The organism is Planctobacterium sp. AWH2_060, assembly GCF_056158425.1.
This window is the reverse complement of record NZ_JBSWTG010000001.1, coordinates 683,767-696,164: the sequence shown is the minus strand read 5'-3', so window position 1 is coordinate 696,164 and position 12,398 is coordinate 683,767. Positions and strand designations below refer to the sequence as shown.

Below are 12,398 nucleotides of genomic sequence, written 5' to 3'. Positions count from 1 at the left end.
ACGATGAAAGTCATCAAACCACAGAAAGTCGGATTACTACACAAAGCTTATACCTTTAAGTTTCGGCATTATTTTGTCTCAGCCCCGGTGATATTTTTTGAATTAGGTACCCAGCCTGGCGAAGACGACCCGCACAATCCCTACGGTATTTACACAGAAAACCTACAATGGCCTTTGGTACAGGAACAGTTGGGCACACAAATATTAGATATGGTGATGCCCAAGCCTACAGCGGAGTTTTTATTGGCAGGCAGTGCCTGGAACCCGAACCCGGAAAGCGCCAAAGCCATTTCAGTTGGCATTAAATTCGGAGATAAACAAAAGCGCCTAAAAATACACGGTGATCGTCATTGGCATAAGGGGCTGCTGGGTTACAAATTGAGTAAACCGGCGCTATGGGAATCGGTATTTATCAACGAACAAAATGCCTACGGCGGCGAAGGATACCAGGATAATCCGTTTGGCACTGGTTTTACAGCACAAGATAAAATCATCCCAGCGCCAAACATCGAAGAAGATGATTACAGCGTTAAACGCCCAGGCAAGCAATACCCACCGGCTGGATTTGGCAGCCTGACGATCAATCATTCGCAGCGCAGTCAGTACAACGGTAACTATAAAACCAAAGACTGGCTGGAAAATCATTTTCCAAATCTGGCACCCGATACTGACTTTCGGTTATTCCAGGCAGCGCGGAAAGATCAACAACTTGATACTTATCTGCGCGGTGATGAAACCTATACCCTGGCGAATCTTGTGCAAAATCAGCCTATTTTTGAAGGGGAATTACCTGGGGTTTATCCCAGAAGTTTTATTCAAACAAACGACCGGGAAAACAATTTTAAGGAAGTGCAGCTGCATCTCGACACTGTTTGGTTGTTTCCTGATATCAATGTCGGCGCACTTATTTGGCATGGTCAGATTGAAGTTCAGCAACTAGACGCCAGAGATATTGAAGCCAACCTGATAGCCTTTGAGGCATTACAAGACAATCCCAGAACGGTTGAACACTATCAACAAGCTCTCGCTTTGAGACTAGACCCAGAAACTGCGCTGGAAGCCATTTCCGATGAAGCACCGCTATCGCCAATTAAAACGGTCGAGCAGTTAGCTGCGGAACAAAATGAGCTGGAAGAGGAACTGGCGGAAGCCGAAGCATTACAACAAGAGCAACAGGCGCAATTCATGGAAGAAGCTAGGGAAGCCAATGGCGGCATATTACCGCCCGGCTTTGAGGCCCCCGAACTTGAGAAGCCCAAAGTGCTGATCCCAAAAGCTGCGATTAAGCGCGGCTCTTTCAGTTCCGCTCCGTTATTCAAAGAGTTTCAGGAACAAAAGAAGGCAGCCGAAAAGCAACAACAGGAAATGGAAGCACAACTGGCAGAAGCGGAAAAATTACGTGAACAACAATTAAAAAAAATGGATGCGGAACAGCTTAAAGCCATTGATGGCAAAGGAAATCTTTCAGACAAAATAGAGGATATGCAGGCTTTGTCTAAAGACAAAAGCCTGGATCTGGATGAAGAGCAACTGAAGATGCTGGAAGAGCAACAATTTAAAGCCCAGCAATACAGCATGACGCCCATATCTGATTGGCCGGAAGATGAATACGCTCAGGAAAAACGCGCGATATTTATCCAAGCCCTGAACAATGGCGAATCTCTTGCAGCGAGAAACTGGTCAGGAGCCGACCTTTCCCAGCTGGATTTACAAGGATTCGATTTAAGTCAGGCTAACCTGGAAAATTGCAATCTGGAAAGCACCAATCTCAGCGCAGCTAATCTAAACAAAACCGCGCTTTTGGGCTGCAAAATTAGCCATACAAATTTTAGCAACGCCAATTTGCATGAAGCCAATCTCAGTAGCACAGTAGGCATAGCCCCAATTTTTAATTCTGCCAATCTCAGCAATGCCCTACTGATGAAAGTGAATCTGGAAAATTCTCACTTTATCGGTGCAGATATGCGCCTGAGTGTTGTTTTTGAATCGCACCTGAAACGCAGTTGCTTCAGGGCCGCCCAGTTTACTAAAGTCAGTATCGCAAATAGTCACTGTCGGGATTGCGATTTTTCACAAATTGAAGCTGAAATGTTCGTCGCCATGAACACGGATTTTCAGTTAAATCAATTTTGTCAGGTAAAACTACTGCGCTGTGCATTTTTGGATTGCGACTTTAGCGTAGCCAACTTTTCTGAAGCATCTTTAGAAAAATGCCAGTTTAGCGGTGACGGCAAACTAGCCGGTAGCTGTTTTGCAGCAGCCCACGCCACACAATCTGGCTTCCGGCGCATTGATGGACGATACTGGCATGCCCCTGACATTGCTTTTAATCAATGTGATCTTGGAGATTCTGATTTTCATCAGGGCAACTTTAAAAAAGCGCAGTTTATTCAGTCCATCTTGTCTGAGTCCCGATTTGTGGAGTGTAACCTGACCGCCGCTAATTTTTATACCGCATTATTAAGAACGACGCTGTTAGAAAAATGCCAGCTTAAAGACGCCAATTTTTACCGGGCAGATGCCCTCACGGCTCTGGTATTTGACAGTAATTTCAAAGCCGCTGAAAACATTGACCCTTTGACACTTAAGAGGTGGCGCAATGCCGACAGAAAAGCTGCTTAAACTGGCGCGTTTGAACCGCCTAATCACTCAAGAGGAAGTTAACGGTGTCGACTTTACCGGGCTGGAGTTACCTATGGCGACTTTTCAGGAGGTTAACTTCGAAAATCAGGTTTTCAGTGAAACCCTATTCCAGCAATGCACCTTTGTAAATTGTCAGTTTGTAAACTGTCGTTTTGAACAGGCACAGTTTGCCACTTGCACCTGGCATGCTTCGAAATTACACCAGGTAGAATTTAAGCAGTGCCAGTTCCTGGAGTCTTCCTGGGCAGCCTGTGAAAATCAGCAAATTTCCTTTACTGAATGTGTCGTACAGCGTTGTGCATTAACTCAGGGACAATTACAAGAGTTTACTTTTAGTCAGGGACAATGGCTGGACAGCGCTTTTATGCAGGTGGCTTGTAATCAAGTCACATTTACAAATTCTGACATGAATAACTTTGTTTTAAACGAAACCGATTTTGCCAAGGTGGCGATAGAGCAATGTAAGGTGCAGCGTGGATTATTCCTGAAGTGTCAGTTTGCAGATAAACATTGGCAAAACTTGAGCTGGCAATCATGCTCTTTTAATGAAAGCGAATTTAATAACTGCACATTTGATGATGCACAATGGCAAACAAATAATTTTATTAACTGCCAGTTCAATCAATGCCAATTTAACCGCTGCAATTTACAACAAGCTCTGTTTTTGAAGGCAAAATTTCAGCTGATGCACTTCGCAGACTGTCAGCTAATTGAAACTAATTTTAGTGAAGTGTCAGCAACGCAAAGTCAATTTGCGCAATGTTCTGCAGACAAGAGCCTGTGGATGTCATCACAGTGGCATTCTTGTGAATTTATTGACTTAAACCTAACCATGAGCGACTGGTCCCACGCTATTATCGAACAGAGTACTGTGAAGAATTGTGATTTTACCGCTGCAAACTGGCATAAATTGCAAGAAGATAATACGCTTTGGAAGAAAAATATTAAAAAAATGATAAGGAAGACGGACAAGTTGCAGGCAATTTCGGAGGCAGTAGCCTGATATGGGTACACAAATCAAAGACGATATAACGCTGGAAAGCACTTTTGAGCGTCCAATGTTCGCGGGCAAAATAAGTTCAGTTTCAGAATCCGGAGACTTCATAGTCAATGGTCATATTGAAACACAACGCGCACTGAGTTGCCTGATCACGCCTTGTGTTGGCGACCTGGTGTTGTATTGGAAAGACAATCAAGATCACGGCTGGATCATTAGTGTTTTAAGCGCCGAAAACCCGCAAGAAAGAGAGCTATCACTGCCTCAAAACGCAGCGATTAAAGTTAATACCAAACAACTCACCGTAAATGCATCTGATTCCATAAAACTGAATGCAATTAAGGAAATTAGCCTTAATGCAACATTGGGTAAATTGAGCGAATGTGCACGCTCTTTCTACCAATTGGTGCAAGGTACCCTGGTGCAACACACAAAACACCTAATAAACAGGTCAGAATACCTTGATTTCCATGCAAAAAAATTGTTAAAAAGTCATGCTGCACAACAACTTATCACTGCGGAAAAAGACATCAAGATGGATGCTGACAGGATTAATATGGGGTAAATCATGTTTTGTAAAACTCAAATGTTTGCTCTAAGCCTTGGATTTCCTGATGTGTGTAAAATAATCACACCGGTTGGGCCTGTACCTGTCCCGCTGCCTAATTTTGCCTTTTCAACACTGGCGATTCCGACTATCTACAACCATTTTATTACCGCGATGCCAGTGCATAACTTAGCTACCACTACAGCGCTAAGTAGTGGCAATGAAGTATCAGCCCCTATGGGTGGCGTCGTGTCGAATCAATTTATCGGGTCCAAGCGCAACTTACTTGGCAGTTTTAAAACCTTTTTCCAGTGCATGCCCTGTACTCGAATGCTGGACTTAAGTGGCCAAAACGGGTTACTGTCCAATATTCCCGGGTTAAATTTATCACCAAGCCAGGTGAAGGTAATGGTGTTAACTTGAAAAAGCTTGCTTTCGCATCTCTGCTAATCTCCCTTTTAAGCGCCTGTTCAACAGTTCAGGTGGTTAACGAGTATATGCCCTGGTACAGTGGCAACGAAGTGCAAAGCGTTGGACTCAAAGTCAACACAGGTACAGCCATGAAGCATGCTGTGTCAGTGGATATCGTGTTTGCTTATGACGAAAACCTGATCACTCTACTTACCAGCACATCTTCAGAGCAATGGTTTAAGGAAAAACAAGGCTATATGGCCAGCTACGGCGTTAATATGGATGTCATTCAAAGACAAATTGTTCCAGGCTACAGCGAGTTACTAAACCAGTTTTCCGACAGAAGCGACTTAGCAAAGGGCGTTTTTGCATTCGCCTACTACCCAAATAATCCCAATGCCAAAGCAGTCCTCACAGAAGTTGCTACTCCCTGGTTAGTGTTTGACGAAGTGCAAATGACCATGGTATCTGCGGCACCTGGCGGCTCTCCAGAGGATCAAGAATAATGAAAAACATCTCAATAATGCCGGATCCCGTGCAGTGGTTTGAGGGCATGCTATTGTCCCCTCAGCACTTCCAACAGAACAATATCTATCTGGAACAAGCCATGTTCCACCAGTTGCAACGTACCAACCCTTTTTATTGGGGCGTTTGCGAACTGGAAATTGACCAGGACGCAGTGACCTTTGACCAGTTGATAGTCAATAAAGTACATGCCGTTATGCCTGATGGCACTGTGGTCAAACACGCGCTTGCTCAGCAGCAAGCGATGGAAACCGAAGGTCAAAAGCAACTGTCAATTCAGTTATCTGAAATTCCCGAAATCGAGCCTCAAAAACCGTTTTTTGTGCACCTTGCTATTCCGGCATTAAGCGATGGTTGTGCCAGTGATGTCGACAGTGAATTAAAACGCTACGACAGTGTTAACGAAGGCAAAGTTATCGACCAGAACGATATCCAGAACAAAATCGATCTGGTGCGTTTGAGAACTCGTCTGATGCTACTGGTGGATTCGCAATTATCCCCCAATTTCAGATCATTCCCTATTCTGAAAATGGAAAAAACTTATGACGGTAGTTTTCAGATCTTAAACTATACGCCACCGGTCCTATACGTCCCCAAAGTAGACGCCCCTTACCAGGTTAAAATTGGTAAAGACATAGAAGCGCTGTTGGGTGACTTAAGAACCAAAGCAACGGGTTTGCGTAACTTTTTTACTGACACCCAGGGGCAAAACAGCATTGTCAGTGCGGTACAGAAACAAAGAATTCATTATCTGACGTCGTGTCTGCCTGGGGTTGAAGTCTTGCTTAACAGCCAAATGACGCATCCACAACAGCTCTATTTAGCACTGGTTAATCTGGCCGGTAACATGGCCATTATTCACCCTGACCTGTTGCCTCCGTCGTTTTCCGAGTATCGCCACAATGATATCGATGGAACCTTTAAAGCACTGTTTAGTTTTATTAAGGACATAACAGAAAGCATCAGACTGGATTTCACCTGCATTCCTTTCGAGCTTAATGAGGACCATGAATATTCGGTTTCTATCGATCAGTTACCGGAAGATGGCATCTTCTACTTATCACTGAAACAAGCAACTGGCTCAAGCCCGGACAAATTAAAGCAGTGGATAGAAAACGCCATGATTGCAACGGACAACAACTGGGAGTTGTTATTGTTGTCTCGTACCCTTGGGGCGGATCGCACCCCCGTTAAAGAATTTAAAAACCTGAAGTTACTGGCTGGTGACGAAGAAATATTTATTGAAATTAAAGTGGATCGCGAATTTATTGCGCCGAAACACAAATTGATGATCAGTGGCTCTGATCAATCCTTAGCGGATCATCAGCCTACAGTGATCAACTGGTTCATTCCGAGAAAATCGGGTTAATGGAAATTTAGATGAGCATGTCTCCAACATCAATTAAACAAAATCAACTGATACTCAGGGCCTTCGAGGAAAGCCTTGCGTTTTGGAATCAGTTGCGTGTTGATGTTGAGTCTCACTTCAAAGATGCCACTAACCTTTCGGACCGCGGCGGAAAAGAAATAAAAGACATTCCCCGCTATGTGCATCGGGAAATGACAGAATTTCTTTCAGACCAGGAGCAACGCATAAAAACCATTGCCTCATCTGGCCAATACATCATTTATGTACAGGCTCAATACGCATTGGTTGCCCTGATTGATGATCAGCTGTTGCGCATGGTGGCCTGGCCTCACCAAACAGATTGGTTGTGTATGTTGCTGGAAAAAACGCTCTACTCCAGCCGAAATGCTGGTCACAAATTAGTGCAAAGAGTGGAAGAACTGATCGAGTCCGATGCAACCGGTAAAACCTTGTCGCCGCAGTTAAAACAATTGGCTTACATCTACTTATCGGTGTTCTGGCAAGGCTTTCGCGGCAAACTCATCAATAACACAGCCAGATTAGAACATCTGATGAATTCGCTGGTGGAAATCTCCGACTTCAATAGTGTCGATTTGTCGCATAAACACCTTTTTCATCAGCCCTATTTACACAACCGAAATAACGACGAAGCAGCTCGTCTCGCACCATTATCAAAATGGCATAGAGTTACCCTATTCGCCTTTATCATTTATATGGCATTAGGCGCAGGTATTTGGGGCGTCCTGACAATGGATCTCAGTCAGGAACTCAGCTCTGTGATTAATATGAGTACTAAATAACATGAATTTAAATGAATTAAAGCGCATGTTTGGCAAGCTGGATGGGTTCTTTGGGGACTACAACCTCATCTGGTTATTAGTGCTGTTAATTATTGTCGTATTTTTAATTGTGTTAGCCAGTGGTAAACAAATTAAAATTGTTATTCCTTTCTTACCTCGTGGCTTTAATCGCATTAGCTTTTCTCGTGACGATTTATTTCGCCTCAAAAAGAAAGCCGACGATGCGGTAGAAGAGCGCAAAGAAGGTCAGGTGGCCAAGCCGAAAGTCAACGTGGTTGGTGGTCTGGTCAACGCGGTACAGCTGCTCAGTGGTGGTCACGAAAAACGCTATAAATTACCTACCTATTTGCTTATCAGCGGTGGTGAAAACCAACCTGACCAAAAAATGCTGAGCGAACTGGAATCTGTGCTGGGCAAAAAAGAACAGCGGTTATTGCAAAAAAAAGATGACAGCGACAGTTGGTACCTTTTTCAACAGGGCTGTGTAGTACATCACGAAAATACACCTCAGATTGTTTCGGAGTTAAAACAGTTTCGTCCGGAGCGCCCTTTAGATGGGGTCATCATCACCTTACCTATCAGCAAGTTTCACGAACTGGATAAGCTGGAATTAGAAAACTGGGCCTCTGAAATTTATCAATCTGTGTGGCAAACCCAACAAAAGGTCGGATTTATTCTGCCAGTATACTTGCTGGTTACGGGTGCCGAACAACTTCAGGGGTTTGATGCTTTTTGGTCGCAGGATCGGGTTAAACGTTATATTAATCAACAATTTGGCTGGGCAAATCCCTACAATGATTCTCAGCCTTATCAAAGCAGTTGGATAACCGAAGCAATATCCACGGTTTCTTATCAGGTCCGTAGTGCTCAAATGTCGATTATTAGTCATGACAAGGCTCTGGATAAAAATAAGCCTACGGAAGCCTTGCTATTAGCTAACAGCCTTGAATCAATAGAGTCGCCCTTAACGCTGGTCTGTAACGAGCTATTTGGCAGTACCGCCCTACAAATGCCATTGATGTTTCGCGGTGTATATTTTACCGGTCAAAACACGGTGCGAAATGCTGACTCCGGGGATACGGAAAAACAATTCATTTGCCTGCAGGAGCTCTTCGAGCAAAAAATATTTGCTGAAAACCGCCTGGCCTTTCCTCCCCAGAATAAATTGCTCTCCAGTAACAGTCGTTTAAGGGCCTACCAATATACCTCCATTATTACCTTTGGTGCATTAACCACCTTGCTGGTTATGGATACCATGGCATTAAATGCGCAAACCACAGGTCTGGTGCGGGCAATAGAGAACGAGCCTAAAATTGAAGAAGTTACCGGTTTAACCCATGTAAACCGAGTGCTCGATCACATTGGCTCTATGGATGCCAGTGAAATTAATTATCTGAGTATGCCGCTATCCTGGCACAACTCCTTTAATGACCGCATTATGGATTACTTCTCTTCCCATGTGTTTGGAGAAGTGGTTTTTCCCGCCTTTCAATGCAAAATGCAGTCTAAAATTCAGGATAAACTCAATAACATCCAAAATCTGGGTTCCTCTGTAGATTTTTCCAACTGGCTAAATGAGCTTTCAATTGGCTATGCCAGATATGATGAACTGGGCGACCTCATTTCCAATGATCATCAGTCATCTCTGGATACCGAAAGGAAGATCACTGATATTGTGGACTACCTTTACGAAACTAAACTCCCCGATAGCTTTTACGAGCATTCCTCCCTATACATCAGAGCAATTTCCAGCAACAACAACGATATCGGCTTCAATACCTTTTGCGATATCAAACCTCTGGAAACCCCGGAGCAATGGAACAGCATTATGGCTATGGCACACCAGGAAATAGCTGTAATAGCCAAAGAAGTTGCGGCACCGAGAGATTTCTTTGAGTTAAGTGCACAATTGCAAAGCCTGCCCACTGTAATTAGTTGGTACAACAAAATACCGGAATTTGCCCAAAGCCTGAATAACTACAATCAGTGGCTGACGCATCTTAAAAACTTCTGGCTTACATCACACACCTCCCCCAACGAATGTATGTTGGTGCATGATTCCTTGCTGTCACTCAGTGACAATTTCGGGCAAGACAGAAGCGCGGCTGGTCAATTTTTGGAAAACTGCCAAAGCGCCGTGTCTCAGGTGATGCAAAACGACAATCAAAGTTTGTATATGAAGATATATGCAAAAACCGATTACCCAATGGCACTCAATCAGGGTGCAGAAGACCTGTTTGCATCAGTAGAAAAAACCAATGCCCTGAGCTATATGGATGTGGTGGCCGCAAACGATTATGTCGAATCAGGTGAGGACTTTTTCTGGTCTACCGAACAGCTCAACCGGGCGCTTGAACTTTACGAAGAGTATGTACAGTTTGCTAATGCAGAATATCAAAGTGTCTGGCTACCCAATAAAAAAGTAAAAGACAACCAAAAATATTTCGCTCAAGGGATTGCACTAAAACAACTGCAGTTTGCTATGAATCGCCACGTATTGCAGGCACAGGTAGAAGAAGTAGCAGAGTTCAGACCTGAATCGTTGCGCCCTGTCAGCCAGCAAGAAGCTTACCTCTCCGCTGCCGTAGGCAACTTCAGAAAGTCTATGGATTCAATTCTGGCGTTGTTACTGGCATATCAAAAACTGGAATTTGAAGAAAGTCACGCCTGGTTATTAAAGCTCAGTCAGGATCACGCCTTTAAGCTTTTGGAGCGTGTGGATAAGTTGTATCGCGACAACCGCATTTTTACACCACTTAAAAAGCCCAAGTGGAGCGCCCACCAATACAATGCTGTGCTGTTCGGCATCAACGGTGATGGACAATTACAAGATTACTTATCTGCACAAGCGGAACGGGCCAACAACATCGCTTTTGAGTATGCAGAGCCTTTAGTGGTGTTCCTGCTTAATACAAAAGGCAAATACGTGAATTATGAGCTGTTTGGTAAGTGGCAAAACACCTTAATAGAGTTAAACAAACAGCAAAACAAAGATCCCTCCAACAGTCTGGAGCAATTGAATCAGTTTATGAGCAACCAGTTAGCAATGGTTGATCAATCCAATTGCTTTGCAACAACCGCAGAGATGGTTAAACCGGAAGGCAGTGATGCCTTTTCACTGGATCACAAAAATATCATCAACCGCGCGATTCAGCACTGTAACAGCTTTAAAGCCGATCAGATTAAAAAGGAATACGCGCAAATTTCTGTGTTGTTTACCGATTTGTTAGCCGATAAAGCGCCATTTACTACCAGAGCAAAGGCTCGCAATGTCTCACCTAAAGTGATGCGGGAGTTTTTAGAGCAATACGCTCCATTGGCAGATGGTCTGGTGCAGCGCATGGCCGTATTAGCCTGGAAAGACAAATCCTATAAGGCGGCACAAGACTTTATCAAGGAATTAGATGCCACAGCCCTGCTATTCGAGAATATTCTGTTGGCTTCTGGTAAAGACTCATCAGGCATCGAAATTGAAGTCGAGTTTAACGTAATGGATGAGTATGCGCAGTTTACCGAGCACCTGTCTTCCTGGACATTCTCATCTGGTGGCTATCAAAGCCAATTCCCAGGCGCACCCACAATGGTCTTTTGGACCCCTAATGACCCGGTAATGATGTCGCTCAATTGGGCTACACAATCGCCTTATCGGGGCTTCGCGGTTGACGGTCGAAATAGTGGCAAAGGCGAACTGAATTACCGAATTGATGATATTTGGGGATTATTGAGCTTCCTGAATACCTACAAGGCAAATGAGATTGACAGTGAATCATTAGTGGCCGAGTCCAGATTGTTAAAATTTGAAGCCAGTGTCTCCGCTAAGACTGGCCAACACCCGGCACCACAACCCAATGTTATGCGGGCATTTGCACGATTTACTGTTTACGGCATCGATCCTGAATCGAAGCAGAAAATTGCACTGAGCATTCCTGAAAAATTCCCGGAATTCGCTCCCCAAGTGTTAAAAGGAAGTCACTGATGAGTACTGATCACAACAACATCTTACAGGAACGGTTTGGACAACTGTGCGGCTTGCCTGTGGATGCCTTATTACAGCCTATCGCGGGTGGCAACCCGTCAGGCGAATATCTGAAACACCACAGTATTTATTCATCACTTAAATCTGCCCGAACCGCTGACGATGCCTCTGTTCCTATGGGTCAATGGGAGCATGATTTAAAAGCAGCAGATTGGGATGAAGTAACGCGTTTGGCTTTGGACACGCTGGAAACGAAAAGTAAAGACCTGCAAATTGCTATCTGGTTGCTGGAAGCACAGATTAACAAGTGGGGCTTTTCGGCTATCGGTCCTATTATCTATTTTATACAGCAATTGTGTGAAACATTTTGGGACACGCTATACCCTGAAATCGAAGATGATGATCTGGAATATCGCACTAATTTGATCGTCTGGCTGAATCAAAAGCTACTACCGACAGTTAAGCAATTATCAATCACAGCAACCCGTGGTGACGCTTATTACAGTTGGTCTGACTGGGAATTAGCCGCACAACACGAACAACTGCCACCGGAAACCCGCAAAAAATTACAAAATGATTTACTGCAAACCCAAACAATCGTCAGCTCTATCGTTGCCACCCCTATTGAATTTTATAAAGAGGTGTTTACCGATTTAAAACTGGGCATATTGGCACTGGAGCAATTTTCCGCTTCACTTGATGATTTATGTGGCCGTCACGCACCTTCCCTGTCTGGTTTAACGACTTTATTAGAAGAAATTCACGATACTTTATACAGCCATGTTAAACACCGTGGTTTAGAAGCCGCTCAGGCATCTGACGAGGATGAAGAGCAAGATAATGGCATGAATCCAGATATGATGGACGCCGGTACAGGTCGCGGGCCCATCAGAAATCGACAGGAAGCCTACGCAAAATTAGCAGAAGCGGCTGAATATCTATCTCACGACGATCCTCACAGCCCGGTACCCTACTTAGTTTACAAAGCCATTGAATGGGGACAAATGAATACTGCAGAGTTGTACCAGGAACTGTTTATCCAATATCAGGGACAACTCAATATCTTTGAGGTTATGGGATTAGAACTGGATCCCAAACAAGCGCAAAGACGTTAACCGGGATTAATTAAA

9 protein-coding genes are annotated in these 12,398 nt (G+C 44.1%); all 9 read left to right on the top strand.

Going from position 1 to position 12,398, the window contains the following annotated elements:
• The first annotated feature begins 3 nt into the window (after positions 1 to 3).
• The 9 genes from ACXAD8_RS03050 to tssA are packed head-to-tail and all read left to right on the top strand — an operon-like array spanning position 4 to position 12,383.
• Positions 4 to 2,622: a DUF2169 domain-containing protein gene (locus ACXAD8_RS03050; RefSeq protein ID WP_475224762.1), complete on the top strand. Its 2,619-nt coding sequence runs from the start codon at positions 4 to 6 to the stop codon at positions 2,620 to 2,622.
• Positions 2,600 to 3,646, top strand: a complete 1,047-nt coding sequence (locus ACXAD8_RS03045) for a pentapeptide repeat-containing protein (RefSeq protein WP_475224760.1) — start codon at positions 2,600 to 2,602, stop codon at positions 3,644 to 3,646. Before ACXAD8_RS03050 ends, ACXAD8_RS03045 begins: the two co-directional genes overlap by 23 nt.
• 1 nt (position 3,647) lies before the next feature.
• Positions 3,648 to 4,205, top strand: coding sequence for a DUF3540 domain-containing protein (locus tag ACXAD8_RS03040; protein ID WP_475224758.1), 558 nt, complete (start codon positions 3,648 to 3,650; stop codon positions 4,203 to 4,205).
• A 3-nt stretch (positions 4,206 to 4,208) separates the two neighbouring features.
• Positions 4,209 to 4,610, top strand: coding sequence for a PAAR-like domain-containing protein (locus tag ACXAD8_RS03035; protein WP_475224755.1), 402 nt, complete (start codon positions 4,209 to 4,211; stop codon positions 4,608 to 4,610).
• The gene (locus ACXAD8_RS03030) at positions 4,607 to 5,104 is read left to right on the top strand and encodes a hypothetical protein (RefSeq protein ID WP_475224752.1); all 498 of its coding nucleotides are present in this window, start codon (positions 4,607 to 4,609) and stop codon (positions 5,102 to 5,104) included. Before ACXAD8_RS03035 ends, ACXAD8_RS03030 begins: the two co-directional genes overlap by 4 nt.
• A complete protein-coding gene (gene tssK / locus ACXAD8_RS03025; RefSeq protein WP_475224750.1) occupies positions 5,104 to 6,492 on the top strand; it encodes a type VI secretion system baseplate subunit TssK in 1,389 nt (462 codons plus the stop codon). The genes ACXAD8_RS03030 and tssK overlap by 1 nt, the downstream gene beginning before the upstream one ends.
• Before the next feature lie 11 nt (positions 6,493 to 6,503).
• A complete protein-coding gene (locus tag ACXAD8_RS03020) occupies positions 6,504 to 7,292 on the top strand; it encodes a DotU family type IV/VI secretion system protein (protein ID WP_475224747.1) in 789 nt (262 codons plus the stop codon).
• A gap of 1 nt (position 7,293) precedes the next feature.
• A complete protein-coding gene (locus tag ACXAD8_RS03015) occupies positions 7,294 to 11,268 on the top strand; it encodes a type VI secretion system protein (protein ID WP_475224745.1) in 3,975 nt (1,324 codons plus the stop codon).
• Positions 11,268 to 12,383 carry a type VI secretion system protein TssA gene (gene tssA / locus ACXAD8_RS03010; RefSeq protein WP_475224742.1) on the top strand — a complete coding sequence of 372 codons (1,116 nt, stop codon included), beginning with the start codon at positions 11,268 to 11,270 and terminating at the stop codon, positions 12,381 to 12,383. The genes ACXAD8_RS03015 and tssA overlap by 1 nt, the downstream gene beginning before the upstream one ends.
• Positions 12,384 to 12,398 lie beyond the last annotated feature (15 nt).

What these genes read in the sequence shown, in the direction of transcription:
- ACXAD8_RS03050 (WP_475224762.1), top strand. Translation starts at nt 4, where the DNA reads ATGAAAGTCATCAAACCACAGAAAGTCGGATTACTACACAAAGCTTAT.
- ACXAD8_RS03045 (WP_475224760.1), top strand. Translation starts at nt 2,600, where the DNA reads ATGCCGACAGAAAAGCTGCTTAAACTGGCGCGTTTGAACCGCCTAATC.
- ACXAD8_RS03040 (WP_475224758.1), top strand. Translation starts at nt 3,648, where the DNA reads ATGGGTACACAAATCAAAGACGATATAACGCTGGAAAGCACTTTTGAG.
- ACXAD8_RS03035 (WP_475224755.1), top strand. Translation starts at nt 4,209, where the DNA reads ATGTTTTGTAAAACTCAAATGTTTGCTCTAAGCCTTGGATTTCCTGAT.
- tssK (WP_475224750.1), top strand. Translation starts at nt 5,104, where the DNA reads ATGAAAAACATCTCAATAATGCCGGATCCCGTGCAGTGGTTTGAGGGC.
- ACXAD8_RS03020 (WP_475224747.1), top strand. Translation starts at nt 6,504, where the DNA reads ATGAGCATGTCTCCAACATCAATTAAACAAAATCAACTGATACTCAGG.
- ACXAD8_RS03015 (WP_475224745.1), top strand. Translation starts at nt 7,294, where the DNA reads ATGAATTTAAATGAATTAAAGCGCATGTTTGGCAAGCTGGATGGGTTC.
- tssA (WP_475224742.1), top strand. Translation starts at nt 11,268, where the DNA reads ATGAGTACTGATCACAACAACATCTTACAGGAACGGTTTGGACAACTG.